This window comes from Bradyrhizobium sp. 604_D8_N2_3 (genome assembly GCF_051810765.1).
Lineage (GTDB): Bacteria > Pseudomonadota > Alphaproteobacteria > Rhizobiales > Xanthobacteraceae > Bradyrhizobium > Bradyrhizobium barranii.
Map to the genome: position 1 here is coordinate 5501415 of NZ_JBPWPM010000001.1, position 25711 is coordinate 5527125.

Below are 25711 nucleotides of genomic sequence, written 5' to 3' on the forward strand. Positions count from 1 at the left end.
GCCGCTTCTTCAGCGGCCTCGAAGGGCGACGGCCCGGCTGCGGCATCTCGGCCGCTCATCCTTCGAGGCTCGCTACGCGAGCACCGCAGGATGACGGATTGGATGGTGAGCGCCGCTACGACAGCTTGCGCTTGCTCCGCAGCCGCAGGTGCTCGTCGGCCTCCAGCTTGGTCATGCCCAGGAGATAATGCAGCACATCGAGCTTGTGGCGCTCGGCGAGCTTGCGCAAAGCCCCGACCTGCTCGGCGATGAAGGCGACGGCCTCATCGACGCCGCCCTCCCCTGGTTCCTCACCGCGCGAGCCTCCCGCCACGCCTGACGCGGCGCGCGCCCGTTTCTTTCCTGGCTTAGTCACCAGACCCCACCCGAATCCATGCCCCGGGCGACTCTACGCCGACATTGACCGCAACTCCAAGGTGGTATTTTGCAACTTTCTCGATATGAAACTTTTCCCATTTGGGGTGCTTTCAACACCCCTCGATTTGACAGCGAGGGCCTCACCACCCATGTTCGGGTCGAAACGGCCGATCCGAATCTCATCGAACGCGGCTCGTAATTTCCCCGTAAGCTACTGGAACTACATGAATATCGTCATTGTGGAGTCGCCGGCGAAAGCCAAGACGATCAACAAGTATCTGGGCTCGTCCTACGAGGTTCTGGCCTCGTTCGGCCATGTCCGCGACCTCCCGGCGAAGAACGGTTCCGTCGATCCGGACGCAAATTTCAAGATGATCTGGGAGGTCGACCCCAAGGCGGCCGGCCGGCTCAACGATATCGCCAAGTCCCTGAAGAACGCCGACCGCTTGATTCTGGCGACCGACCCTGATCGCGAGGGCGAGGCCATCTCCTGGCACGTTCTGGAGGTATTGAAGGAAAAGCGCGCGCTGAAGGATCAGAAGATCGAGCGCGTGGTGTTCAACGCCATCACCAAGCAGGCCGTCACGGATGCGATGAAGAATCCGCGCCAGATCGACGGCGCGTTGGTCGATGCCTACATGGCGCGCCGCGCGCTGGACTATCTGGTCGGCTTCACCCTCTCCCCCGTGCTGTGGCGCAAGCTGCCGGGCGCCCGTTCGGCGGGCCGCGTGCAGTCGGTGGCGCTGCGGCTGGTCTGCGACCGCGAACTGGAGATCGAGAAGTTCGTCGCGCGCGAGTATTGGTCGTTGATCGCGACCCTGCTGACGCCCCGCGGCGACGCATTCGAGGCGCGGCTCGTCGGCGCCGACGGCAAGAAGATCCAGCGTCTCGACATCGGCACCGGTGCGGAAGCCGAAGACTTCAAGAGGGCGCTGGAAGCGGCCGCCTATGCCGTGACCGCGGTCGATGCCAAGCCGGCCCGGCGCAATCCGCAGGCGCCCTTCACCACCTCGACGCTGCAGCAGGAAGCCAGTCGCAAATACGGCTTTGCGCCGGCGCACACGATGCGCATCGCGCAGCGCCTTTATGAGGGCATCGACATCGGCGGCGAGACCACCGGACTCATTACTTATATGCGTACCGACGGCGTGCAGATCGATCCGTCCGCGATCACCCAGGCGCGCAAGGTGATCGGCGAGGATTACGGCAACGCCTACGTGCCGGAGGCCCCGCGCCAATATCAGGCCAAGGCCAAGAACGCCCAGGAAGCGCACGAAGCGATCCGCCCGACCGACATGTCGCGCCGCCCCGACAGCATGAGCCGCAAACTCGATGCCGACCAGGCGCGACTCTACGAGCTGATCTGGAAGCGCACCATCGCGAGCCAGATGGAATCGGCCGAGCTGGAGCGCACCACTGTCGACATCACCGCAAAGGCCGGCGGCCGCACGCTGGAGCTGCGGGCGACGGGTCAGGTCGTCAAGTTCGACGGCTTCCTCGCGCTCTACCAGGAAGGCCGCGACGACGAGGAAGACGAGGACTCCCGCCGCCTGCCCGCGATGAGCCCGAACGACGCGCTCAAGCGGCAGTCGCTCGCCGTCACCCAGCACTTCACCGAGCCGCCGCCGCGCTTCTCGGAGGCCTCACTGGTCAAGCGCATGGAAGAGCTCGGCATCGGCCGTCCCTCGACCTATGCCTCGATCCTCCAGGTCCTGAAGGACCGCGGCTACGTGAAGCTGGAGAAGAAGCGCCTGCACGGCGAGGACAAGGGCCGCGTTGTGGTCGCCTTCCTCGAAAGCTTCTTCAGCCGCTACGTCGAATATGACTTCACCGCCAATCTGGAGGAGCAGCTCGACCGCATCTCCAACAACGAGATTTCCTGGCAGCAGGTGCTGAAGGACTTCTGGACCGGCTTCATCGGCGCCGTCGACGAGATCAAGGATCTGCGCGTCGCCCAGGTGCTCGACGTGCTCGACGACATGCTGGGCCAGCACATCTATCCGCCCCGCGCCGATGGCGGCGATATCAGGCAGTGCCCGAGCTGCGGCAACGGCCGGCTGAATCTCAAGGCCGGCAAGTTCGGCGCCTTCGTCGGCTGCTCGAACTATCCGGAATGCCGCTACACCCGCCAGCTCGCCGCCGACAGCGAGACCACCGCCGACCGTTCGCTCGGCCAGGATCCCGATACGGGTCGCGATGTCTGGGTCAAGGCCGGCCGCTTTGGCCCCTACATCCAGCTCGGCGAGCCCAAGGATTACGAGGAAGGCGAGAAGCCGAAGCGCGCGGGCATCCCGAAGGGCACCTCGCCGGGCGACGTCGAGCTCGAGCTTGCGCTGAAGCTGTTGTCGCTGCCGCGCGAGATCGGCAAGCATCCGGAGACCGGTCAGCCGATCACGGCAGGTCTCGGCCGCTTCGGGCCGTTCGTGAAGCACGAGAAGACCTACGCCAGCCTGGAGAGCGGCGACGAGGTCTTCGACATCGGCCTCAACCGCGCGGTGACGCTGATCGCGGAGAAGGTCGCCAAGGGCCCGAGCCGCCGCTTCGGCGCCGACCCCGGCAAGGCGATCGGCGATCATCCGACGCTGGGCACCGTCACCGTGAAGAGCGGCCGTTACGGCGCCTATGTCACGGCAGGTGGCGTCAACGCGACGATCCCTGCCGAGTTCGAAAAGGACACCGTCACGCTGCCGCAGGCGATCGCGCTGATCGACGAGCGCGCGGCCAAGGGCGGCGGCAAGACCAAGGCGAAGAAAGCCGCGAAGCCGGCCAAGGCCAAGAAGGCTGCGGCGAAGGCCGCCGACGGCGATGACGCCGCGCCGAAGCCGAAGAAACCGGCCGCGAAGAAGGCGGCCAAACCAAAATCCGAATCCACTAGCAAGGCGCGCGCCGCCGTGTCGTCGACCGCAAAAACGTCGCCGACCAAGGCCGCCGCCCCCAAGGCTCCGGCCAAGAAGAGTGCCGGCAAGACCTAGATCAAGAATTAGAGGTTAAGTGAAACGCAAGAATGACCATGGCTTTCCCGACCGGAGCGCCATCGTCGCCTTCATCAAGGCAAATCCCGGAAAGGTCGGGACCCGCGAAATTGCGCGCGAGTTCGGCCTGAAGAACGCCGATCGCATCGAGCTCAAGCGCATGCTGCGCGAGCTCGCCGACGACGGCACCATCAAGAAAAAACGCCACAAGGTTTCCGAGCCGGACGCGCTCCCGTCGACGCTGGTCGCCGACATCACCGGCCGTGACAGTGACGGCGAGCTGATCGCCTCCCCCACCGAATGGGACGAGGTCGAAAGCGGTGAACCGCCAAAAATCCTCATCGTCATGCCGCGCCGGCCGAAGCCCGGCACCGCGGCCGGAATCGGCGATCGCGCGCTGCTGCGCGTCGAGCGCTCGGATGAGAACGAAGGCCCGGCCTATCGCGGCCACATCATCAAGGTCTTCGACAAGACGAAGAGCCGCATCCTCGGCGTGTTCCGCGAGCTGCCCGAAGGCGGCGGACGGCTGGTCCCGGTCGACAAGAAGTCCGCCGACCGCGAGCTGAACATCGCCGCGGCCGACACGCACGGCGCCCGGGACGGCGACCTCGTCAGTGTCGATATCGTCCGCACCCGCAGCTTTGGGCTGGCGTCCGGCCGGGTCAAGGAGAAGCTCGGCTCGGTCAAGTCGGAGAAGGCGATCAGCCTGATCGCGATCTACGCGCACGACATCCCCCTGCAATTCCGGCCCGCGGCGGAGCGTGAAGCCGAAGCGGCGGAGCCGGCCAATCTGAAGGGACGTGAAGACTGGCGCGACGTCCCGCTCGTCACCATCGATCCCCCGGATGCGAAGGATCACGACGACGCGGTGCATGCGCAGCCCGATCCTGATCCGAACAACAGAGGCGGCTTCATCGTCGATGTCGCCATCGCCGATGTGAGCTTCTACGTGCGGCCGGGCACCGCGCTCGACCGCGACGCGCTCGATCGCGGCAACTCGGTCTATTTCCCGGACCGCGTCGTGCCGATGCTGCCCGAGCGCATCTCCAACAATCTCTGCTCGCTGGTGCCGGGCGAGCCGCGCGGCGCGCTCGCGGTGCGGATGGTGCTCGGCCCTGACGGGCGGAAGCGCTCGCACAGCTTCCACCGCATCCTGATGCGCTCGGCGGCGAAACTGAACTATGCGCAGGCGCAGGCTGCGATCGACGGTCGGCCCGACGACACCACCGGCCCCCTGCTCGATCCGATCCTGAGGCCGCTCTATGCCGCCTATGCCTGCGCCAAGCGCGCCCGCGACGAACGCGATCCGCTCAATCTCGATCTGCCCGAGCGCAAGATCCTCTTGAAGAGCGACGGCACGGTCGATCGCGTCGTCGTGCCTGAACGTCTCGATGCGCACAAGCTGATCGAGGAGTTCATGATCCTCGCCAACGTCGCGGCGGCCGAGATGCTGGAGAAGAAGTCGCTCCCGCTGATCTACCGCGTGCATGACGAGCCGACGCTGGAGAAGGTCCACGCACTCGCGGAGTTTCTGGAGACGCTGGACGTTCCGTTCGCGAAAAGCGGCGCGCTGCGCCCGGCTTTGTTCAACCGCGTGCTGGCGCAGCTCGAAGGCCACGACCACTTCCCGCTGGTGAGCGAGGTCGTGCTGCGCGCCCAGGCCCAGGCCGAATATTCCGCCGAGAATTACGGTCATTTCGGCCTGAACCTGCGCCGCTACGCGCATTTCACCTCGCCGATCCGCCGCTATGCCGACCTCGTCGTGCACCGCGCGCTGGTTCGCGCGCTCGGCCTCGGCGAGGGCGCCCTACCCGACAGCGAGACTCCGGAAAGCCTTGGCGAGGTCGCAGCCCATATCTCGGTGACCGAGCGGCGCGCGATGAAGGCGGAGCGCGAGACCGTCGACCGGCTGATCGCCCATCACCTCGCTGACCGCATCGGCGCGAGTTTCCAGGGCCGCGTCTCCGGCGTCACCCGCGCCGGCCTGTTCGTCAAGCTCGCCGAGACCGGTGCCGACGGCCTGATCCCGATCCGATCCCTTGGCACGGAATATTTCAACTATGACGAGAGCCGGCACGCGCTCGTCGGCACGCGCAGCGGCACCATGCATCAGCTGGGTGACGTCGTTGACGTCCGTCTGATAGAAGCAGCTCCCATCGCAGGCGCGCTGCGCTTCGAGCTGCTGTCGTCGACCGGCGAGACCGCGCCGCGCGGCCGCAGGCCATCCGGTCCGCAACGCCGCCCCTCGTTCAAGGCGCATCCCGGACGCAGTCCGGCGAAGAAACATAAGGCGGCGAAACAGAAGAAGCCCGGCAAGGGCAAGAACAAAGGAAAAGGCGGGGGGCAGAAGGGCAAGGCATGGTGACGACGAGCACGGCCCCAAAGATCTGGACGCGCGAGACCGGCCTCGTCGAGAAGCGCGACGTCTGGACGGCCATGAAGCGCGGTTTCCGCAGCCGCTGCCCGCGCTGCGGCGAGGGCAAGCTGTTCCGCGCCTTTCTCAAAACCGCGGACAATTGCTCGGTCTGCGGCCTCGATTTCACGCCGCATCGCGCCGACGATCTGCCAGCTTATCTCGTGATCGTCATCGTCGGCCACATCGTGGTGCCCACGATCCTCTGGATCGAGACCAACTACACCACGCCGGTCTGGCTCAGCTTCGCGGCCTATCTGCCCTTCACCTTCGTCGCCTCGCTCGCGCTGCTCCAGCCGGTCAAGGGAGCTGTGGTCGGCTTGCAATGGGCTCTGCGCATGCACGGCTTTGACGACAACCCTCCGGATGGTATTCCGCCGGTCTAAGCAAATAATCAAAAAGCGGTTTGGGTGAGGACATGACGGATACGTCGCAGGGAGCCGAGAAGGCCAAGATCCACGAGGGCAAGGAAGCCGACCACCATCCCTATTTCCGCCCCCGCGATGCGGCGACGCTGATCCTGGTCGATCGCAGCGGCAGCGTTCCAAAAGTCCTGGTCGGCAAGCGCCACGACAAGGTGGTGTTCATGCCCGGAAAGTTCGTCTTCCCCGGCGGCCGCGTCGACAAGGACGATTACCGCGTGCCGTGTGCAGCACCCATCACCACCGAGCTGGAAGCCAATCTCGCCAAGGGCAGCCCGAAGACTCCGGCCTCGCGCGCCAAGTCGCTGGCGATTGCCGCAATCCGCGAGGCCTGCGAAGAGACCGGCCTCTGCCTCGGACGCAAGACCGAGGGGAAAGCAAAACTCGAGGGCGCCTGGAAGCCGTTCGCGGATGCGGGCCTGCTGCCCGACCCCTCCAGCCTGTTCCTGATCGCGCGTGCGATCACCCCGCCCGGCCGCGTCAAGCGGTTCGACACCCGCTTCTTCACCGCGGACGCTTCCGCGATCACCCACCGCGTCGAGGGGGTGATCCATGCGGATGCCGAACTGGTCGAGCTGGTCTGGGTCGAACTCGGCTCAAAGCCGCTCGCCGATCTGCATCCGATGACACGCAACGTGCTCAACGAGCTCGACACGCGCCTTGCCACCGGCCCGCTCCGCCACGATGCGCCGGTGCCGTTCTTCCATTTCTACGGCGGCAAGATGCAGAAGGATATCTTGTGCTGATCCAGCCGCCGAACTCTCCAGGCTCGTTCACGCGATCAGCAAACTCAGCGCGGCACCTCTGAAGGCGCGGTCTTCGCTGCCACCTTGTCCGTGGCCGATCGCCCAGCGCTGCGGCCACACAAGCTGCTCCAACCCTCGCGCCGTCGCAGAGGTGAAAGACGACCAGCGCGTGGAATCGTGACGACGATACAAGAGACCGCCCGGGCCCATGTCCGGGTAGATCGCGACGTGAATATCGAAACCCTCGCCCGCCGGAAGATCAGGTCCAAACCAATAGGTTGGGCTTCGCCCCGGCTCACGAGCAACGATGGCTGTCAGGGTTTGCCTCGGTCCCCGAAGCCCAAGCCAGAACGGCGCGATCGAACCCGGCGCGAAAGCCGTGAAAATCGTCTGGGCCGCTGCGACATCGGTCGCAGCGCTTTGCCCCACCAGTCTCAGCTCGATCCGCCGCCCGCTCTCCACGCATCCGCTGAACGGCGCTTCGGTTTCCCCGAGCGGCAGCTCCCTCCACAGGGCGGGATCAGGATCGCGCAGCGGCCATTCCATTCTCTCCCTGACAACGCCGTCGGTATCGAGCACCTGATAACGCAGGCCTTCCTCGTCAAGCGCGGCCTGAATGCAATGCAGATACTCGACGCCTTCCGGCATCCTGTGAGCCGTTCCCGCGCCCGCGGTGCAAATCTGCAGGACACCGCGATGCGCCTGCACATCGAAGGCGAGGATGTGGCTGCACAGATAGGCAAGCACGTTTTCGTTCACCAGGATGTCCCAGAACGGGCGAGCATATTCGTGGCCGATCTCGCGCTGATACGTCCCCGTAAAGCCGTTGATCGGAAACACCGGATGATGGCCAAGGACGAGCTTGTGTCGGGCATCGCCATGCGCGCTGAGAGTTGTTTCGAGCCACCCGAGCTCGACATGGCCCTCACCTCCCAGGCCGCTCCAGAGCGTGTTGACGAACACCATCAGGAGGTCGCCGCGTCGCACGAAGTAGGAGAGGCCCGCCTGTCCCGGCGGCCCATTTTTCGGCAGCTCGAGCACTGCACGAAACACCGCCTCGCTCATCAAATCATAGGTCGTGTGATTGCCGGTTGTGTGCCACATCGGAATGGCCGCACGGTCGAGCCATGCCATTTCCGTATCCAGCCAATAGCGCCACTGCGCGCGCAGCGCGTCCGGATCCGGCGTCAGTCCGATGATTTCGTCGCCCGGGAAGAGAACGAATTCAGGCTGCGGCCTCAGGCGTTGAACGACCGTATTGACCGAGGCGAAGGTCTTTTCGTGCAATGCACCCGGCACGCCCGAACAGGAGTCGCCATACAACAGGAATTGGTGGCCCTTGCCGCGCGGTCGAAGCGCGGGAATGGAGTTATTCGCTGAGGTCATGGCCTTCCATTGCGGTGTGAGGCCGCGAGGATGGCAATTTCCGCAACGGGTAGCAACAGGCCGTGGCTGGACCTAATCAGGAATCATCAGGCTCGGTGCCGACATAGTCGCGCGCGGGCAATTTCAGGACGCGGCCGATCTCGCTTGCGAGCTTGTCCGCCTCCTCGCGCCTGGTGAAGCTCTGAAGCGTGATCGGCTCGGTGCCTCTGTTGCCGCAGAGATTGACGTCGTAGGTCGTCAGATCCGCATCGTAGTCGTCGGTGATGCTGACGAAGTGATAGTCGGCGAGATCGCGCTGGCTGCGGATATTGAGCGGGCCGAACTGCCTGGTGATGACGATCTGGCGCAGCGTCTCGTTGAGCACGACGAAAGTGCGGTACGTCAGCAGGATCATTCCGGGGATGCCGACGAGCAGTCCCAACCCCGTGAACACCAGCACCGGCACGAGATCATCGGCGAGCCGGCCGAAGCCGGAAAAATCCTGGCGCAGGCCGAGGCCGACGTTCCACAAGAGATAACCGCTCGCGGCCAGCAGCGGCAGCGACAGCAGGCGGCCGACCCAGGGCATGGGCCGGTCGATGCGGACGGTGCCGCCGTCCACGGTCATTGCGCCTGCCATGTCGGGTCTCCTCACGAGGTCATGGCTTGGTCGAAGCGAGAGGCGGATTGGTTCGAAGAGACGCCCCGATGCGCCGGTGCCGTTCTTCCATTTCTATCGCGGCAAGATGCGGCGAGATGTGCTAGGTGAGGGAATGGGCGCTTAAACGACTGGAGAATCGGATGACGCGGTTCGTAAGGCCTCTGCTCGCTTCCGTGGCGTTGTGCGGCCTGCTCTCCCCGCCCGCCCATGCGGAGCTCGACGTCGCCAGATTGAAGCAAACGATCGAGACCTCCTTCGAGAGCGAATACCCGAAGCTCGACGCGCTCTACAAGGACATCCACGCCCATCCCGAGGTTGCCTACCAGGAAGTGAAGACCGCGGCGAAACTCGCCGCCGAGATGCGTGCGATTGGCTTTGAGGTCACCGAGCACGTCGGAAAGACCGGCCTTGTTGCCATCTACAGGAACGGCGACGGTCCCACCATCATGGTTCGCACCGAGCTCGACGCGCTGCCGATGGAGGAGAAGACCGGCCTGCCCTATGCCAGCCGCGACAAGCAGATCTGGCAGGGCCGCGAGACATTCGTCGCCCATAGCTGCGGCCATGACATCCACATGGCGAGCTGGGTCGGCACAGCGAAGACCCTGGTCGGCATAAAGGACCAGTGGCACGGTACGTTGATGTTCATCGCGCAGCCCGCCGAGGAAGAGGTCACGGGCGCAAAGGCGATGATCGACGATGGCCTGTTCACCCGCTTTCCGAAGCCCGACGCGGGTTTTGCCCTGCACGACGGCAGTGGAGCCTACGGCTCCGTGACCTATAGGGTCGGGGTCGGATCGTCGAATGTTGACGGTCTCTTCATCAGATTCGTTGGCCGCGGCGGCCATGGTGCGATACCGCAGGCGACCATCGATCCCGTGATGATGGCATCCCGCTTCGTCGTCGACGTGCAGAGCGTGATCAGCCGCGAAAAGGACCCGACCGAATTCGGCCTTGTCACCATCGGCGCGATCCACGCCGGCACCGCCGGCAACATCATTCCCGACGAGGCCAGGGTGATCGGCACGATCCGCAGCTTCAAGCCGCAGGTGCGCACCAGGATGCTGGCTGGGATCGAGCGGACGGCGAAGGCGGTGGCGGCGATGGCGGATGCGCCGGCACCCGAAATCCATCTCGACGAGGGGACCAAGGCGGTGATGAACGATGCCGCTGTCGTCGGCCAGGCCGAGCGGGTGCTGAAAGTGGCCTTCGGCGACAAGTTCAACGTCAGCCCGGCAAACACGACCAGCGAGGACTATTCAGAATATGTCAACGCCGGCGTGCCTTCGATGTTCTTCAACATCGGCGTCTATGAGCCCGACCGCGTCGCGGCCGCGCGTAACGGCAGCGGCCCGCCGCTTCCCGGCAACCACTCGCCGCAATTCGCCCCGGTGCCGAAACCGACCATCCGGACCGGCGTCACCGCGATGACGCTCGCCGTGCTGAGCGCCTTCGATCAAAGGGCGCGGGGGCAGTAGCTTCCTCGCATCAGTGTCTGCGGCTTGATGGGCTTCTCAGATGCGCAATTGCGCATCTGTGCTCACCGCTCCGCGCGGCGCCCCGGAATGACGCGAACGTGCTGAGAGTCGATCAAAAAACGAAAAAATCTTCCCGCCTCCCCCAATGGCGGAGTCCCCACGCGTCCCTATGTCTTCCCCAACGACACCCAGAACGGATACGGGGCGATGGCACAACGGCAACTCAAGCTTGGCGCGTTCATGCGCCCGATCAGCATCCACACCGGCGCCTGGCGCTATCCGGGGGCCTGGCCGGACGCCAATTTCAACTTCAGCCATATCAAGACGCTGATCCGGAAGCTCGAGGCCGGCAGGTTCGACGCCTTCTTCATGGCCGATCACCTCGCCGTGCTGAACATGCCGGTCAACGCGCTCAAGCGCAGCCACACCGTGACCTCGTTCGAGCCGTTCACGCTGCTGTCGGCGCTGTCCGCCGTCACCGAGCGCATCGGCCTGATCGCGACGGGCTCGACGACGTTTGACGAGCCCTACCACGTGGCGCGCCGCTTCGCCTCGCTCGACCATCTCAGCGGCGGGCGCGCGGGCTGGAACATCGTCACCACCTCGAATCCGGACGCGGCGCTGAATTTCGGCCTCGACGACCACATGGAGCATGCCGAGCGCTACAAGCGCGCCCGCGAGTTCTACGACGTGGTCACGGGCCTCTGGGATTCCTTCGCCGACGACGCCTTCGTGCGCGACGTCGAAAGCGGCGTGTTCGTCGATCCCGCGAAGATGCACGTGCTCGACCACAACGGCAAATATCTGAAGGTGCGCGGCCCCCTCAACATCGCGCGGCCGGTGCAGGGCTGGCCGGTGATCGTGCAGGCCGGCGCATCGGAGGACGGCAGGCAGCTTGCGGCGGAGACGGCGGAAGCCGTGTTCACCGGCGGCGGCCCCCTCGCCGACGGCCAAAAACTCTATGCCGACATCAAGGGCCGCATGGAGAAGATCGGCCGCGATCCCGAACATCTCAAGATTCTTCCCGGCGCCTTCGTCGTGGTCGGCGACAGCGTCGATGAGGCCAAGGAGAAGCGCGCGCTGCTCGACAGCCGCGTGCATTACGACAGCGCCATCGCCTCGCTCTCGGTCATCCTCGGCACGGACGCCTCGGGCTTCGATCCGGACGGACAACTGCCGGAGATTCCGGAGACCAACGCCAGCAAGAGCGGCCGCCAGCGCATGGTCGACCTCGCCAGGCGCGACAAGCTCACAGTGCGCCAGCTCGCCCAGCGCGTCGGCGGCTATGGCGGGTTGTCCTTCGTCGGCACGGCCAAGACCATCGCCGACCAGATGGAGGAATGGCTGGTCGGGCGCGGCTCCGACGGCTTCAACATCATGTTCCCGTTCCTGCCGGCCGGCCTCGACGATTTCGTCGACAAGGTGGTGCCGGAGCTGCAGCGGCGCGGGATTTTCCGCAAAGAGTATGAAGGGGCCACTTTGAGGGAGAATCTGGGCCTGCCGCGGCCGAAAAACCGGTTCTTCGAGGCGTAATGGGACCGTTTTGGGTGGTTTTCCGGGTGTGAAACCTTGACATCAGGCGGTTTCTGGCTAGGTTGCCGGCCAATGCGGGCCGTTTGGCCGGCTCCAGATTCCCTTCATTCCTGAGGTTCTGAACATGGCCAAAGCGGTCACCATCAAGGTCAAGCTCGTGTCCTCGGCTGACACCGGCTTCTACTACGTCGCCAAGAAGAATTCGCGCACCATGACCGACAAGCTGGTCAAGAAGAAGTACGATCCCGTCGCGCGCAAGCACGTCGAATTTCGCGAAGCCAAGATCAAGTAAGAAGATCAAGTAAGATCGCGGAATAAGCTACGGACTTTTGACGGGGCCTCACGGCCCCGTTTTTATTTTGCGGCTCACGTCTCGGACGGCCGGCTCAGTCGTTGCGTAAAGCGGTGTCGGACCGAACACGCGTCACTTCGGCTGCATCGATCGGGGCAGCGGCACCACCCCAGCTATTTCTGACAAAGCTGAGCACCGCCGCGACCTGGCGATCATCGAGCTGCCAGCCGTAGGACGGCATGCCGGGTGCCGTCGGCTCGGCCTTGGTGCCGACGCTTCGCGCACCACGGAGCACCATTCGGATTGCCGTTGTGGGATCATTTGATTGCACCATCGTAGACTCTGCGAGGGCGGGAAACAGGTGTGGAACGCCCTTGCCTTCGATCCCGTGGCAGGCGGAACATTGGTCTCGGTAGATCGCGCCTCCGGCCGCCATCACGTTCGCACCCACCGGGGCAAGCCTCGCCTCATCCTTGTTGCCCGGCAATGATTTCAGATACGTCGCAATAGCCTTCGTATCCTCATCCTTCATCCTGGACGTCGACAGCTCGACGGCCTCCGCCATCGGCCCTGTCGCAGCGGTAGCGCGATTGTGCCCCGTCTTGAGGTAGAGCGCGACATCGTCTGCCGTCCAACTGCCCAGTCCTGTCCGCCGGTTGTTGGTGATGTCAGGCGCCGACCAGCCCTGGAGATTTGCTCCCTGCAGATATTGATCGGTTCGGTCGCCTCCGAGCAGCGTCTTCGGCGTGTGACAGGCTCCGCAATGCGCCGGCCCGTCGACGATGAACTTGCCGCGATTCCATTCGGCGGATTTGGTCGGGTCCGGCTTGTATTCACCTGCCGTGAAGTAGAGCGCGTTCCACACGATCATCGTTGAGCGGATATTGAATGGAAACGGAAGCGTATCCGCGTTGCGCGAATTTCGGACCGGCTCCAGCGAAGTCAGATAGGCCCGGATTGCCATCACATCGTCACGCGACATCCGGGTGTACGCATTGTAAGGCATGGCCGGATAGAGATGCGCGCCGGTTCGTCCGATACCCTTTCTCACCGCGGCATCGAATTGATCGTCGCTCCAGGCTCCAATGCCCGTTTCCAGATCGGGCGTGACATTGGGCGATATGATGTTGCCGAACGGCGTTTCGATCGGCCGCCCACCCGAAAACGGCTTGCCGCCGGGAACGGTATGGCAGCTGGCACAGTCCGACAGGATCGACAGATAGCGCCCGCGTTCGATCTGGGTGAACTCTTGCATGTTTGCGGAGCCGGCATGCGCGCGGCCAGCCAGCGACGCCGAAGCGAGCACTGCGCAAACGAGCGTGCATACGCGAGGAATCCTACGCATCGACCAGCCTTCCGGGATTCTTGAGGTACTGGTTCCGGATCGCGGCCGCCGACCAATAAGCGAGCGCGCCGACCGTGAGCGTCGGGTTGTAGCCGGCGTTCTGCGGAAAGGCGCTTGCCCCCATCACGAACAGATTCGGGACATCCCAGCTCTGCAGATATTTGTTGAGGACGCTTGTCTTGGGATCGGCCCCCATGATCGCACCGCCGTTGAGATGCGTCGTCTGGTAGGTCGTTATGTCGTATGGCGCGGTTCGATACTGCACGGCGAGCTTTTCAGCGCCCATCGCCTTAATGATCTCGGCGAACTTGTCGGTGAGAAACTTGTTCTGCTTGATCTCGTTCTCCTTGAGATCCATCGTGATCCGCATCAGCGGACGCCCGAACCGGTCCTTATAGGCGGGGTCGAGATCCAGGTAGATGTCGCGGTAGGCGTAGAAGCTGCCATGCACACCGGTGCCGGGCTTGACCGTGCTGAGATAATTGTCCTTCACCGCCTTCTTCCAGTCGGCGCCCCATGCCGGCGTTCCCGGCGGCACCAGGGTGCTTTCGATCGGACGAGCACCTGTCTGCACCTGGCCGACATAGCCGCCGCCGACGAAACCATGCGGCCCGTGATCGAAATTGTCGCCGTTGAACTCGTCGATACACATCCCGATCGAACCCGATGCGATGAACGGGTTGAAGTTGAACTTCTTGTTGTCGAAGAAGCCATTGACCGACGAGATCGTCTGGTGGGTGTAGTTTCGGCCGACGACCCCAGTGTTGGTGACGGGGTCGTAGGGCTGCCCGATTTGCGAATGCAGAAGAAGCTGCACGTTGAACATCGTGTAAGCCGACAGGATCACGAGGTCGGCCTGCTGCTCCCATTCTTCGCCGCTCGAGTCCACGAATGTCACGCCGGTAGCGCGCTTGCCTGAACGATCGACATTGATCCTAACAACCTCTGAATTGTCGCGGAGGCTGAAGTTCGATTTTCGAATGAGATGCGGCAGGATGGTTGTTTGCGGGCTGGCCTTGGAATAATTGCCGCAGCCAAACCACTCGCAGAAGCCACAATAGGTGCAGGGGCCAAGGCGCATGCCCAGCGGGTTCGTATAGGCTTGCGAGAGATTGCCCGAAGGCTGCGGGAACGGCTTGTAGCCGAGCTCGCGCGCGGCTTTCCCGAACAGCGTATGGCTGAACGGCTGGGCCTGCGCCGGGGTCGGATAAGGACGGGACCGCGGCCCTTCGAACGGATTGCCGCCGTCCATGATCTTGCCGCTCAGATTTCCGGCCGTCCCCGACGTGCCGCACAGATATTCAAAGCGATCGTAAAGCGGCTCGAGCTCGTCATAGGTCACGCCCCAATCCTGGATCGTCATATCCGGGGGCAGGAACGCCGCGCCATAGCGTTCGGTCAGATGTGTCTTCAGCACGAAATCCGACGGGAGAAACCGCCACATTTCGGCATTCCAGTGCACGCCCCCGCCACCGACGCCGTTCGGCGGCATGAACGCGCCCCAGCTCCGGATCGGCAGCGCCGTCTGGTCCATCTTGTTGCGGAACGTGAACGTCAGCTGGTCCGGACGCAGGAACAGCTCGTGCCGGATGCGATAACGAAGTTCGTCCTGCATGTAGCCCGGCGGAAAATCCGTCGGCGCGTCGCGCCATGGACCGCGCTCGAAAGCGATGACCTCGAGCCCCTCGTCGGTCAGCTCATTAGCCATGATCGCGCCGGTCCAGCCGAAACCGACGATGACGACGTCTTTCCTGGGAAGCCTTCGGGACATGCTACGACCTCGTCCATTGCGCGTTGCCGGTCATGCCAACCGGCGGCAGCGGAAAGCGCTCGTTGTGGCGGTTCACCCAATCGAGATAGTTGTAGCGCGCGCCCGGATAGCCGATCATCTTCCACGCGACCATGTCGCGGTTCCCGCCATAGATCGGGTCCGCGAAAAATCCCATCTGGGCGTCCTTGACGAGTTGCGTGAAGAACGCCTTGCCGTCGACGCCGTCGAGCTTGAGCTCGCCCTTGTCGACCGCCTTCAGAAGCGCGATCCTGTCGTCGCCGGAGAGCTCGGCGAAGGGCTTTCCACCACTGTGCTGCTTGCACGCACGATCGAATGCAGCGAGACCGTCCCGATAATCCTGTGCCGGACCGTTCGCCGACTGATGGCCCTGATTCTTCAGGCCGGCCTGAAACGGTGGGCGCACATACAATCCCTCCTGCCGGCCGTAAGGCCCAGCCAGCTGCCGGTCGATGAACACGGCGCAGCCGGCATCCTTGCCGCCCGGCGTCTCCGGATCCGGCGGGATGATGCAATCAACGAGTGCCTCCATGGCTCTGCCTTCTTCGCCGTTGAAGAACTCCCACGGCCCAAGCTTGATTGGCGGCGGCGGATTTCCCGCATTTGGAGCCCAGGGCAACCTCCCTGCGATTGTGGCGGCTTTGACGGTCGTCGCGCTGAACAGCAGCAGGGCCGTCCCAGCAAGAAATTCCCTGCGTCGCAGGCCGATCATTGTGGGCGTCCCCTGTTTCATTTTTTCTTCCTCGTCGGTCCACCGCGCTGGAACTTCGATGAGCTTTCGGAGAAGTGAAACGCCTCCACGTCGCTCACGACCTGCATCTATCGGTCATGATCGACAACAATTGCCCGTGAACACCTCACCGACTCTCAACGCGCGGCTTCTCGTTGTACGATCGCAAATTGATCGCGTATTTCACGAAGCCGGCGCGTTTCCAAAAAAACACGGAGCCGATTGCTGCGAGCAGGCAGCGGAATCTCGCGGCAAGTCTCCTGTGTCCCGGACGCGCTGCAGTGCGCAACGCTGCTGCGCTGCGTCCGGGGCACGAGACTGAAGTAGACGCGCGGCTCCTTCTCCACGCCGTCGTTGCGAGGAGCTCTTGCGACAGAGCAATCCAGAGCCGTTCCGCCGAGGGCCACGCTTTGTGTGGATGGCGAGTTTATAGGCAGATGCCACCTCAACCCTCGGTTGCCCAATCCGAAATGTATGTTACCGTGCATTTACCGGGGCGGCATCTCCGTCCCGAATTTGGGAAGGACATGCTCATGAAATTCTCGTCAAGCTTTGTCGTGCCCTCAGCCGTCGCTGTCTTATCAACTGCCTTGCTGTGCGCCCCGGCAGCGTCGCAAATCCCGACTGGGTCCGCCGCCACGATTCCCCCTGTCACGGTCGACGCGCCGAAACAGGTGGCAAAGCCGCACGTGTCGGAGCGGGGAGCAAACACAACGGCGCCGCGTCGGACTGCGTCAACCGCTCGAACGTCAACCGCGAGCACGCCTTCGTATGCGCCGGGCTCGGTGATGGGGAGGATTGCCAGCCTGGAGAAAGTCGCCAGCAGCTGCAACGGTGGCTGTGCATCAAGCTTCCCAAGCGGCAAAGATCCCTGGGTCGGATGCAGCGAGTCGGGCGGCGGTACGAACTATGGACCTTTCTCGCCAACGTGCCGAGACACCATCACCCATACATCCTACGAGGGTTGCGTTGAAACCAAGGTGTTCCTGGGCGAAAACCGAAACAAGGCCCACTGGTTTTGCAGCAGCCTGCAGGCCGGCAACAGGTTTAAAGTCGCCGAACTCAAGCGATCAGGACGTCGCTAGTCCATACCGCCCGCGGGCTTTCTGTTTCAGTTGAACCTGGACCCGATGTCGGCCAGCGCTGGCCGCAGCTAGCCCAGCGTCGCCCGCCGGTCGCGCGCAAGCGCACCGGCGAGGTGACGCTGAGCTGCGCCCGGAGCACGAGAGCATGACGGCGGTGGACCATTCTCTTGCGTTCCGCAAGCAAACGATTCTTTCTGCATTTGAACGACGAGACCGCGTCAGGTCGCGGGTATGCGATCAAGCGAGCTTGTTCAGCGCAGATGTCGATCCAACTCCTCTCGCACCGGCAGCACGATTGCACCGGGCAATGATGGAGATGGACCATGACTGGACTTAAAATTCTCGCTGCCGTGGCTTTGTTGTCGGGCCTGACCGCAAGCGCCGCCTACGCGCAATCCGGCTTTGCGAGCAGCCATCCCGATACGTACGAGGCCGAGAACCCCAATCGCAACCTGAACGGCACGCTGACGCCGGCCGGTCGGCTGGGCCTCGAATTGCCGGATGGCGCAGCTCCTGCGCAAGGCGCGGACAGCGCCATGGCTCGCGCGGATGGCACTGCTTCACGTTCCTGCGCGGAGCGTTATCGATCCTACGATCCGGCGACGAGCACCTACCTCGGGTGGGACGGCAACCGCCATATTTGCAGGTAACGCAAAGCCGCAAGTCACCGGATCACGTGGATGTCCGAACGGATGGCCAGATGACCCGGTTGGATTCGAGGCGCCGTCGAGATGGCGTCTCGAACTTTCCATGACGCGTTGCGCATCACGGCCAACGCGTGACTCTCCTCGGATCCTCATGCTCCTCGTTCTGCCGGAGGAGACGCCTCGGGTGCCGACGCTTGTGACAGCGCGCCCCCCGAAGCGCCGCGTCGCGTCCAAGGCACGAGCGAAGAAGTAGATGTATGCTCCTGAATTGTCGCGTCCGCCATGCGCATAGAAGACGACGTTGATACCTGGTCGCTCCATGTCAACGATGGGCCATAAGCGGAAGTCGAAACATGAAGCTTCAAGACGCGACGTCGGTCACCGAAACTCAGTCGAAGACCGCCAAAGTCTTGTCATCGCGGACCTCGAAGAAGCGAGCCGCGATGACCTCACGCTCCGAGCCGCCGGCCTTTGTCGCCAGCATACAGGCGACATAGTCGGGACGTTTCGCATTCGGCTGCGACGTCATCGATTCGACCCAGGATGCCGCCAGAATGCGGCACACTTTGCGGGAGAGCAGGCGCACCCAGAAACTGGCGTCGACGCGCGCAAAGCCGACCAACGCGGTATACGGGCCCCCATCGGATTGCATCAGGCAAATCGAGCTCGTATCGACACGAAGGTCCGAAGAGTACAACGGAAACCCGAACTCAGGTGGTTTGGGGGAATGGCAGTGAGCCGGCCGCCATTCACGGTTGCCAAATTCAAGCGCCTCCGCCGGGGCCGTCTTCGCGAAGCGAGCCTTGACCTTGTCGACGGTCTGGCCCGGCTCAACAGGATCTTTTGGTTCGATCGAAAGCTCGAACGGAAAGCTCTCCACGTTCGACACCATGAACACGCCAAGAAAGCCGTAAACGGAAAATCCAAAGGGACGTGTTTCGACAACCTTGTCTCCGACACGGGCCACCCATGTCAGCCCATGGGAAGACATCGACGCATATGTCGATGCATCCGGTCCATACTTGGCTTTGGCCGCGCGATTCCATTCGTCGATGTGTGAGAGGTCCGCCTTTTCCGATGTTGTAACATCGAAATAACCAGTCCGGCGCGAATGCGGGACAGGCCAATCCGTCACCAGGAGGGCAGCGGAGATTGCTGCCGCCCCGCAAAGCGCTGCCGCCACGATCACTTTCTTAAGCACCGGCGTCACCGATTGACTGAGCGACAAGACCATTGCGGCAGCTGAGATTCCCGCCGAACGTTGCATGCCCCTTTCGTTGATTGAATCCGTCAACCTAAGCAACCAAAGGTTAAGGTCCGGTATCTGCAGCATGTGACGGTGCTGATGGCCGCTCTGGCTCACAAGCTGCCATCGCGAAGAACCAGCACGGCGTCCGCTGTAAGCTCCCAAGCTGAAGTTAGTGAGCACCGCCCCGCCTCCGCCGTCGGCAACACCGGCGCCGGCGGCCGCGACGGCCGGATCACCGTGAGCCAGATCCCGAAGATATTGAACGCATTTTAGAAGCTCTCAGCGAAGCAGGAATTTGGCTTGAGGGAGAGTGAAGCAGGTGACCCTGGCGATGTAGACAGTTGACCACGAACGGACATCCGGCACGCTTCCCAATCGCGCGAAAACGCGGTCATATGGCGTCCGGGTACACTTGGCGTTTTGGGGCGAGAGTGTTCCGCTTGCACAGGGAGAATGCGCGTGAAGGAACTCGCTGGAAAGACTGTGTTCGTAACCGGTGCAGCGTCAGGCATTGGACTGGGGATCGCGACCGCCTTCGCCCAAGCGGGGGCGAAGGTCATGCTTTGCGACATTGAAGAAGCGGCTCTGTCCGCAGCGCTCGAGCAACTGAGGCTCACCAACGTCGATGTCGACGGCGTGAAAGCGGACGTTTCACTCAAAGCCGAACTCGTGGCGGCCGCCGAAGCCACGACTGCCCGCTATGGCAAGGTGCATATCCTCGTCAACAACGCAGGCGTCGGCGCCGGTGGGCCTTATGGCGCCTGGACCGAGGCGTCGTGGAACTGGACCATGGGCGTCAACCTGATGGCGACCATTTGGGGGATCGAGATTTTCGGGCCGTTGATCGAGCAGCATGGCGAGGGTGGACACATCGTCTCCACAGCCTCGATCGCTGGCCTCATTTCAGGGGAGAGCAATGCATACAACGTCTCCAAGTATGGCGTTGTCGCGCTGTCCGAGGGCCTGCGGCGTGAACTCGCGCCCCGAGGGATTGGCGTATCGGTGCTGTGTCCAGGGATCATCCGCACTCAAATCATGGACTCGAGACGCAATCTCCCCAAACGCTTCGAGGGGGCGCTTCCTGCCTTGCCGACTTCGGGCCCACGTGCCGAGTGGATCAATATGCTCCGGGAACGCATCTCTCAGGGCATAGAACCCAACTATGTCGGCGAACTCGTCCGCGAAGGCGTCGAAAAGGACTTGCCATATATCTTCACCGACCTCGAATTTGAGCCGATGATCGAAGCGCGCTTCGCCGCAATCAAGCAAGGCTTTGACCACATCCGCGGGCGCACGCCGAAACGTTGAGCGCGCAGCCCTTCCACCAGCCTTAGCGGCTAACACGAATATTCGGATAGGGCTGAAACCGGCTTCAAAGCCGTTGCGCAGTGGACCGCCAATGTCTCAGTTGGATCACAATGCGAAGAACTCAGAGTGAGCAAAGTCAGTCCGCTCTACCTCACCAGGCGGACCTCAATGAAAGGTGTCGCCACTTCGCTGATGGGCCAGAAGCGGACGACGAGACCGAGCGTCTTGGCATCCCCAAGGCCAACGATAAGCTCGAACTTCTCCGGTGACTGCGTCCATCTGGGCTTGCCTTACGAACCCACTGACTACACGCTACCCAAATGAGCAGATTCCACGCCCGAGGTAAGGTCGTGATCGGCGCCACGGCACTCCGTGCGCTTGTGCTGACTGCAGCTTTTTTCGCGGCGTTGTCGCCGGCCACCTGCCTTGGCGAAAACAGCAACCGCTTGCCGGCCAAGGCTACAAAGGAGCTACCACCCGAGTTGCTCTCGCTGCTCCGACAAAAGAAGATGCCAAAATACTCGCCTATCCTTGTGCGCGTCTTCAAGCAAGAGGCGGAGCTCGAAGTCTGGAAACAGGACACCACCGGCCTCTTCAAAATCCTCAAGGTGTACCCGATCTGTCGGTGGTCGGGGGATCTCGGGCCGAAACTGAAGGAGGGTGACCGTCAGGCTCCAGAGGGGTTCTATACGATTACTCCCGAGCTGATGAATCCCAACTCCGATTACCATCTCGCGATCAACGTCGGCTTTCCCAACAGCTTCGACAAGGCAAACAATCGCGACGGCAGCTTACTCATGATCCATGGCGACTGCTCATCGAGCGGTTGCTATGCCATGACCGACGAACAGATAAGCGAGATCTATTCGCTAGCGCGGGACTCCCTCGGCGGCCGACCGTCCTTTCAAGTCCAGGCTTATCCATTCCGCCTCACGCCGGCAAACCTGGCGCAGCATCGAAATAGCCCGAACCTCTCCTTCTGGAAAATGCTCAAAGTCGGCAACGATCACTTCGAGAGGACGCATCTCGAACCTAAGGTGGACGTGTGCAATCGACGCTATGTGTTCGATGCGCAAGCTCCACCAAATTCGCCGTATCCTCTCGTGTTCAGTCCCACCGATAAATGCCCCGCGTTTGTCGTGGATTCCAAAATTGCGCGGCGGGCGCTTGAGAAGCAACGTACCGACGAACTCGAATTCGCGCGATTGCTCAATGACAACGTGCCGGCAGCCCCGATCTATAGCGGACTGGACGGCGGAATGAACGAGGCTTTTCTTGCAAAGTATCTGGTCAGAGTGACGCTTGCGAAAGTGATGCCGTATGCATCTTATCTGCCGCAACTGCCGCCAATCCCCTGGGTCACCAACGATGGTTCGTTGACGAGTAGATGGTTTGGCACCTCGTTCTCGAAACCGATTGCATGTGATCTGGCTCGTTCCAGCTTCCTGTCGACCGTCGTGGAAGGAGACGACGGGTGCTAGAGCGCCCGGTCTACTTCAGGCTTGCATCCCCGCGCTCGCTATCAGCCCATGCTTCCCGGCATGAAGCAGCGCGGCTTCGGATGACCATCTAGGTAGTAAGGCCAGACCATCGTACGGCCAGCGCGGTTCGGTCCATCCACGACAGCTTCGTTCGGAACATCAACCCACTCGCCATCAAGGCGTACGCGATAGTGACCGTCCTTAGTTTCCCAATCGGCGTCATCAACGCGCTTCGCATCACTGCCATCGCAGCAAGGCCCTTTGCCACTGTGCAAGCTCTCATACCAGCTGTTCAACTCGGGGTGCTGATAATCGTGGGCGCGAGCGTGACCGATTGTAAAGATCGGCAGCATGACAGTGAATACAGCAAGCGCTGCATGCCGAAGGTGATTGTTCATCTTACTCCTAATCCCGCAGTGGAAGTCCCACACGCCGAACACGTCAAGGCACGCCAAACTTGGGCCCGTAGTAGCCACTCCAGGGCCACACACATCGCCGCCCCGGTACCGCAGAGTTTAAGCTTGCTCACTCACCACCGGATATGAAAGGCCAACAGTGCTTGTATTCTCTCTGGAGATGGAGAATCGATCGACCGATTAAAGGAATATTTCGTCACATCGTTTTCAACGATGCGCGATGTCGACGCGTCGTATGATCACGAGTTCCGGCGCATGCTGAAGAAGTTGAGTTTGGCCCTAAGCACGCCCTCCGCATCGCAGCGCCCGGTCCGCAATCTCAACGACGCAGCAGTATCTCCGTCCGAGATGACAAATCCGCCTGCTCCGATCGTCAACCCGCTATTAATTTCGATGTCGGCACAGTAGGCGGATATCGCTGCGACCACGACGCACGTCCGCTTCGGGTCCCCCCCGAAGAACTCGGGCTGAGCATATCAAGTCTGCTTCAGCCCCAAGGAGCGGACATCTAGCGGACATGCCGGGTCGACCGCTTGGGGCCAAATCCGGACCTTCCCGTGGGCCAGGCAGAGACTTCGTTTCACATGTTCCCCAGACTCGTCAGGTGACGTAGAATGTCGTTGCCCTTAAAGTGGGATGTGCCGAAATCACCGTCTGGGCAAACGAGCAGCACTGGTGCCATCGGCAAGCACGCTCTCTTAGAAGCCGTTCTTTTTTCGGTTTCGACCACCGTTCACCACGAACTTTGCGCGCTGCTTATGCGGCGGCTCGTTCGGTAACGTCGGGAGAAAGCGATGAGCAAGATCGATCGAAGGTCCGCACTGGGAATCGCGTTGGCAGCGGCCTCGGCTGCCATGGTCAGGCCAGCCGCCGCTCAAACCACAGGCTACAAGGATATGACGCCTTGGCCAGGTGTCGTGGTGCGTGAATATGAAGGCGAGACACCATCCCTGATCCCAGGTTTTAAGACCGTCTCAATGCGCGATGTCATCATGCAGCCGGGGGCGAAGACCATGGGGCCCCCGATGATGAATGCCATGATCTGCCATATCACCGAAGGGGAGCTTCGGCTTGAGCAGGACGGAAAGACCTTTACGGGCAAGAAGAATTTTGTCTGGACCTGCAACAAGGAAACAAAAGAACAGGCGTACAACGACGGGAATGTGGTCGCGATTATGCGGATCACGGACCTGAAAGCTTAGGGCCCATGTGGAGGAGCGGATGGCGCACGCGACGACGCGCCATCCGCCTGCAGGATCATGAATTGTTGCAACGTCACAGCCGGAGAAAAGTTCGTCCGCGCGCCAAGCTTCGGGTCACACGCTGCCATCACGACGAAACAGCACGGCGTCCCCTGCAAGCTCCCTCTGACGTTCGCGAGCACCGCCCCGCTACGCCGTCCGCAGCACCGGCGACGGCGGCTGCGACGGCCGGATCAGCGCGAACGCGACCTGGATGATTCCGCCGGCCAGGCCCAGCGCCACGCCGATGCGCCAGGCCATGGTGTAGGAGCCGAGCGTGTCGTAGAGCACCCCTCCTCCGTAGGCGCCGAGGAAGCTGCCGATCTGGTGGCTCATGAAGGCGAGGCCCTGGATCATCGCCTGCCAGCGCAGGCCGAACATTTCGGCGACGGCGCCGGCGACCAGCGGGCCGACGCCCATCCAGAGGAAGCCCATGATGGCGCCGAACAGCAGCGTCGAGAACGACGTCGCCGGCAGCATGAAATACCAGGCGAGCGCGAGCGAGCGCAGGATGTAGATGCCGCCCAGCAGCGCCAGCTTGTTCCAGCGCTGGCCAGCCCAGCCGAAGAACAGCGAGCCCAGCACGTTGAAGCCGCCGATCATGCCGAGCGTCTGCGCGCTCAGCATCGGATCGAGGCCGCAGATCGCCAGATAGGACGGCAGATGCGTGGTGAGAAACACGAGCTGCATGCCGCAGACGAGATAGGCGCAGGTCATCACGACGAAGGACGCGTTGCCGAACGCCGTCTTCGCTGCCGTCGCGGCGGTGGCATCCCCGATGTCGTCGGCGGCAGGCTTCGGCAGCGGAATCGCGTCGATGCGGCCGGCATACCAGGCCGCAGGGATCATCAGCACCGACATGATCACGAAACCGGCGAGCCCGACGCGCCAGCCAAATCCTTCGTTGAGCAACTGCCCGATCGGCGCCGACAGCAGCGCGCCGAGCGAACCCGCGCCGGAGACGATGCCGAGCACGGTGGAGCGGACGGTCTCGGGCACAGCGCGCGCGGCCACCGACATCGCGATCGCCGCCGCGGTGCAGGCGAGCGAGGTGCCGATCAGCACGCCGGCGCCGATCATGATGCTGACGAGCCCGTTCGCGGTCGCCATCAGAATGAGGCCCACGATGTACATCAGCGAGCCCACGATCATGATCGGGCGGAAGCCGTAGCGCACCGTCATCGCGCCGGCGAGCGGCTGGAGAAAGCCCCAGGCGAGGTTCTGCACGGCGAGCGCCAGCGTGAAATCCGAGATCGAAATGTGGATGTCATGCGTCAGCGGCTGCATGAAGATGCCGAGGCTCTGCCGCAGCCCCATGCTCAGTGTCAGCATGATCGAGGCGCCGATCAGGATGGGTAATGTCGGACGCAGAACCTGCAAAAGGGGCATATTTTTCTCCCTCGTCGGCGCGACGCGCGCGCCGGCGTCTGCAATTCTCGATGTTTTTAGTTACACAGACCTGTGTACTTAGGCTATGAAAGGTGCACGCTGTCAAGCGAACAGGACGCACGCTGCCGCATGGCTCCCCCGCCCACACCACAGACGATGAAGGAGCGGATCCTCGAAACCGCCGACAAGCTGTTCTATCTGCAAGGCATTCGCGCCATCGGCGTCGACACCATCGCGGCCGAGATCGGGATCTCCAAGCGCACGCTCTACAACCACTTCCCCTCCAAGGGCGCGCTGATCGCGGCCTATCTGGAGCGCCGCTTCGTCAAGCCGCGCCCCTCCGACAAGCCCCCGGCCGAGCAGATTCTTGGCACCTTCGATTCGCTGGAGCGGCGCTTTGCGGCCAAGGATTTTCGCGGCTGCCCGTTCGTCAATGCGGTCGCCGAGCTCGGCCCAAAGGACCGCGCCGTGAAGAAGATCGCAATCGCCTTCAAGGAAAGCCGCCGCGTCTGGTTTCGCGAGCGGTTGAACGAGCTCGGCGTCACGGAGGCGGATGCGCTCGCGACACAGCTGGTGCTCCTGGTCGACGGCTCGATCGCGCAGGACCTCGTGCGCGACGACCCCGCGATGGCCCGCGCGGCGAAGGAAGCGGCGAAGGTGCTGCTGCGGAATGCCGGGGTGGATGTGGGTGATGCGGAGAAGCCGGCAACGGCAGCCAAGCGCACGCCACACTGAGCACTGCTGCCGCATCACTCGGTGTCATCACCCGCGAAAGCGGGTGATCCAGTATTC

Annotated in this window: 21 protein-coding genes; 12 read left to right on the forward strand and 9 right to left on the reverse strand. The window is 62.7% G+C overall.

Going from position 1 to position 25711, the window contains the following annotated elements; genetic code table 11:
* Positions 1 to 115: 115 nt before the first annotated feature.
* The gene (locus tag AB7245_RS26190; protein ID WP_071913093.1) at positions 116 to 355 is read right to left on the reverse strand and encodes a hypothetical protein; all 240 of its coding nucleotides are present in this window, start codon (positions 353 to 355) and stop codon (positions 116 to 118) included.
* 226 nt (positions 356 to 581) lie between these two features.
* Between AB7245_RS26190 and topA the strand changes: the two genes are divergently transcribed.
* The 4 genes from topA to AB7245_RS26210 are packed head-to-tail and all read left to right on the forward strand — an operon-like array spanning position 582 to position 6910.
* Positions 582 to 3329, forward strand: coding sequence for a type I DNA topoisomerase (gene topA / locus AB7245_RS26195; protein ID WP_085398830.1), 2748 nt, complete (start codon positions 582 to 584; stop codon positions 3327 to 3329).
* 19 nt (positions 3330 to 3348) lie between these two features.
* The gene (rnr, locus tag AB7245_RS26200; protein WP_354116173.1) at positions 3349 to 5694 is read left to right on the forward strand and encodes a ribonuclease R; all 2346 of its coding nucleotides are present in this window, start codon (positions 3349 to 3351) and stop codon (positions 5692 to 5694) included.
* Positions 5688 to 6128 (forward strand): DUF983 domain-containing protein, encoded by a 441-nt coding sequence (locus AB7245_RS26205; RefSeq protein ID WP_063982804.1) that lies wholly within the window; start codon positions 5688 to 5690, stop codon positions 6126 to 6128. Before rnr ends, AB7245_RS26205 begins: the two co-directional genes overlap by 7 nt.
* Positions 6129 to 6160: 32 nt before the next feature.
* Positions 6161 to 6910: an NUDIX hydrolase gene (locus AB7245_RS26210; protein ID WP_085398832.1), complete on the forward strand. Its 750-nt coding sequence runs from the start codon at positions 6161 to 6163 to the stop codon at positions 6908 to 6910.
* Positions 6911 to 6937: 27 nt separating this feature from the next.
* Here the strand turns inward: AB7245_RS26210 and AB7245_RS26215 are convergent, their stop codons facing one another.
* Together AB7245_RS26215 and AB7245_RS26220 are read right to left on the reverse strand one after the other, a co-directional pair.
* Positions 6938 to 8296: a metallophosphoesterase family protein gene (locus tag AB7245_RS26215; RefSeq protein ID WP_354116174.1), complete on the reverse strand. Its 1359-nt coding sequence runs from the start codon at positions 8294 to 8296 to the stop codon at positions 6938 to 6940.
* 76 nt (positions 8297 to 8372) lie between these two features.
* The gene (locus AB7245_RS26220; protein ID WP_063982801.1) at positions 8373 to 8915 is read right to left on the reverse strand and encodes a hypothetical protein; all 543 of its coding nucleotides are present in this window, start codon (positions 8913 to 8915) and stop codon (positions 8373 to 8375) included.
* 161 nt (positions 8916 to 9076) lie between these two features.
* Here AB7245_RS26220 and AB7245_RS26225 point away from each other — a divergent pair, with 161 nt between their 5' ends.
* From AB7245_RS26225 to rpmG, 3 genes are all read left to right on the forward strand, one after another.
* Positions 9077 to 10414, forward strand: a complete 1338-nt coding sequence (locus AB7245_RS26225; RefSeq protein WP_085398834.1) for an amidohydrolase — start codon at positions 9077 to 9079, stop codon at positions 10412 to 10414.
* A 207-nt stretch (positions 10415 to 10621) separates the two neighbouring features.
* A complete protein-coding gene (locus tag AB7245_RS26230; RefSeq protein WP_085398835.1) occupies positions 10622 to 11947 on the forward strand; it encodes an LLM class flavin-dependent oxidoreductase in 1326 nt (441 codons plus the stop codon).
* Between the two features lie 124 nt (positions 11948 to 12071).
* Positions 12072 to 12239 (forward strand): 50S ribosomal protein L33, encoded by a 168-nt coding sequence (gene rpmG / locus AB7245_RS26235; RefSeq protein WP_007603295.1) that lies wholly within the window; start codon positions 12072 to 12074, stop codon positions 12237 to 12239.
* A gap of 94 nt (positions 12240 to 12333) precedes the next feature.
* Here the strand turns inward: rpmG and AB7245_RS26240 are convergent, their stop codons facing one another.
* The 3 genes from AB7245_RS26240 to AB7245_RS26250 form a co-directional block, all read right to left on the reverse strand.
* Complete coding sequence (locus AB7245_RS26240) at positions 12334 to 13494, reverse strand: c-type cytochrome (protein ID WP_245343937.1); 1161 nt, start codon at positions 13492 to 13494, stop codon at positions 12334 to 12336.
* 82 nt (positions 13495 to 13576) lie between these two features.
* The gene (locus tag AB7245_RS26245) at positions 13577 to 15355 is read right to left on the reverse strand and encodes a GMC family oxidoreductase (RefSeq protein ID WP_354116175.1); all 1779 of its coding nucleotides are present in this window, start codon (positions 15353 to 15355) and stop codon (positions 13577 to 13579) included.
* Position 15356: 1 nt separating this feature from the next.
* Positions 15357 to 16106: a gluconate 2-dehydrogenase subunit 3 family protein gene (locus AB7245_RS26250; RefSeq protein WP_245343938.1), complete on the reverse strand. Its 750-nt coding sequence runs from the start codon at positions 16104 to 16106 to the stop codon at positions 15357 to 15359.
* Positions 16107 to 17511: 1405 nt separating this feature from the next.
* Here AB7245_RS26250 and AB7245_RS26255 point away from each other — a divergent pair.
* On the forward strand, positions 17512 to 17838 hold the full coding sequence (locus AB7245_RS26255) for a BA14K family protein (protein WP_063982797.1): 327 nt from the start codon (positions 17512 to 17514) through the stop codon (positions 17836 to 17838).
* A gap of 385 nt (positions 17839 to 18223) precedes the next feature.
* Here the strand turns inward: AB7245_RS26255 and AB7245_RS26260 are convergent, their stop codons facing one another.
* Complete coding sequence (locus AB7245_RS26260) at positions 18224 to 19102, reverse strand: hypothetical protein (RefSeq protein ID WP_144030602.1); 879 nt, start codon at positions 19100 to 19102, stop codon at positions 18224 to 18226.
* A gap of 435 nt (positions 19103 to 19537) precedes the next feature.
* Between AB7245_RS26260 and AB7245_RS26265 the strand changes: the two genes are divergently transcribed.
* Both AB7245_RS26265 and AB7245_RS26270 read left to right on the forward strand, forming a co-directional pair.
* A complete protein-coding gene (locus AB7245_RS26265) occupies positions 19538 to 20392 on the forward strand; it encodes an SDR family NAD(P)-dependent oxidoreductase (RefSeq protein ID WP_245343939.1) in 855 nt (284 codons plus the stop codon).
* A 350-nt stretch (positions 20393 to 20742) separates the two neighbouring features.
* Positions 20743 to 21873 (forward strand): murein L,D-transpeptidase family protein, encoded by a 1131-nt coding sequence (locus AB7245_RS26270; RefSeq protein WP_354133603.1) that lies wholly within the window; start codon positions 20743 to 20745, stop codon positions 21871 to 21873.
* Positions 21874 to 21914: 41 nt separating this feature from the next.
* Here AB7245_RS26270 and AB7245_RS26275 read toward each other — a convergent pair whose 3' ends face one another.
* On the reverse strand, positions 21915 to 22271 hold the full coding sequence (locus tag AB7245_RS26275; RefSeq protein WP_223154002.1) for a hypothetical protein: 357 nt from the start codon (positions 22269 to 22271) through the stop codon (positions 21915 to 21917).
* Positions 22272 to 23083: 812 nt separating this feature from the next.
* Between AB7245_RS26275 and AB7245_RS26280 the strand changes: the two genes are divergently transcribed.
* On the forward strand, positions 23084 to 23491 hold the full coding sequence (locus AB7245_RS26280; RefSeq protein WP_085405561.1) for a hypothetical protein: 408 nt from the start codon (positions 23084 to 23086) through the stop codon (positions 23489 to 23491).
* A gap of 189 nt (positions 23492 to 23680) precedes the next feature.
* Here AB7245_RS26280 and AB7245_RS26285 read toward each other — a convergent pair whose 3' ends face one another.
* On the reverse strand, positions 23681 to 24919 hold the full coding sequence (locus AB7245_RS26285; protein WP_085405560.1) for an MFS transporter: 1239 nt from the start codon (positions 24917 to 24919) through the stop codon (positions 23681 to 23683).
* 129 nt (positions 24920 to 25048) lie between these two features.
* On the opposite strand from AB7245_RS26285, the gene AB7245_RS26290 reads away from it, so the two are divergent.
* Complete coding sequence (locus AB7245_RS26290; protein WP_085405559.1) at positions 25049 to 25654, forward strand: TetR/AcrR family transcriptional regulator; 606 nt, start codon at positions 25049 to 25051, stop codon at positions 25652 to 25654.
* Positions 25655 to 25711: the final 57 nt, after the last annotated feature.

What these genes read in the sequence shown, in the direction of transcription:
- topA (WP_085398830.1), top strand. Translation starts at nt 582, where the DNA reads ATGAATATCGTCATTGTGGAGTCGCCGGCGAAAGCCAAGACGATCAAC.
- AB7245_RS26205 (WP_063982804.1), top strand. Translation starts at nt 5,688, where the DNA reads ATGGTGACGACGAGCACGGCCCCAAAGATCTGGACGCGCGAGACCGGC.
- AB7245_RS26210 (WP_085398832.1), top strand. Translation starts at nt 6,161, where the DNA reads ATGACGGATACGTCGCAGGGAGCCGAGAAGGCCAAGATCCACGAGGGC.
- AB7245_RS26215 (WP_354116174.1), bottom strand. Translation starts at nt 8,296, where the DNA reads ATGACCTCAGCGAATAACTCCATTCCCGCGCTTCGACCGCGCGGCAAG.
- AB7245_RS26220 (WP_063982801.1), bottom strand. Translation starts at nt 8,915, where the DNA reads ATGGCAGGCGCAATGACCGTGGACGGCGGCACCGTCCGCATCGACCGG.
- AB7245_RS26225 (WP_085398834.1), top strand. Translation starts at nt 9,077, where the DNA reads ATGACGCGGTTCGTAAGGCCTCTGCTCGCTTCCGTGGCGTTGTGCGGC.
- AB7245_RS26230 (WP_085398835.1), top strand. Translation starts at nt 10,622, where the DNA reads ATGGCACAACGGCAACTCAAGCTTGGCGCGTTCATGCGCCCGATCAGC.
- rpmG (WP_007603295.1), top strand. Translation starts at nt 12,072, where the DNA reads ATGGCCAAAGCGGTCACCATCAAGGTCAAGCTCGTGTCCTCGGCTGAC.
- AB7245_RS26240 (WP_245343937.1), bottom strand. Translation starts at nt 13,494, where the DNA reads ATGCAAGAGTTCACCCAGATCGAACGCGGGCGCTATCTGTCGATCCTG.
- AB7245_RS26245 (WP_354116175.1), bottom strand. Translation starts at nt 15,355, where the DNA reads ATGTCCCGAAGGCTTCCCAGGAAAGACGTCGTCATCGTCGGTTTCGGC.
- AB7245_RS26250 (WP_245343938.1), bottom strand. Translation starts at nt 16,106, where the DNA reads ATGAAACAGGGGACGCCCACAATGATCGGCCTGCGACGCAGGGAATTT.
- AB7245_RS26255 (WP_063982797.1), top strand. Translation starts at nt 17,512, where the DNA reads ATGACTGGACTTAAAATTCTCGCTGCCGTGGCTTTGTTGTCGGGCCTG.
- AB7245_RS26260 (WP_144030602.1), bottom strand. Translation starts at nt 19,102, where the DNA reads ATGCAACGTTCGGCGGGAATCTCAGCTGCCGCAATGGTCTTGTCGCTC.
- AB7245_RS26265 (WP_245343939.1), top strand. Translation starts at nt 19,538, where the DNA reads ATGCGCGTGAAGGAACTCGCTGGAAAGACTGTGTTCGTAACCGGTGCA.
- AB7245_RS26275 (WP_223154002.1), bottom strand. Translation starts at nt 22,271, where the DNA reads ATGAACAATCACCTTCGGCATGCAGCGCTTGCTGTATTCACTGTCATG.
- AB7245_RS26280 (WP_085405561.1), top strand. Translation starts at nt 23,084, where the DNA reads ATGAGCAAGATCGATCGAAGGTCCGCACTGGGAATCGCGTTGGCAGCG.
- AB7245_RS26285 (WP_085405560.1), bottom strand. Translation starts at nt 24,919, where the DNA reads ATGCCCCTTTTGCAGGTTCTGCGTCCGACATTACCCATCCTGATCGGC.
- AB7245_RS26290 (WP_085405559.1), top strand. Translation starts at nt 25,049, where the DNA reads ATGGCTCCCCCGCCCACACCACAGACGATGAAGGAGCGGATCCTCGAA.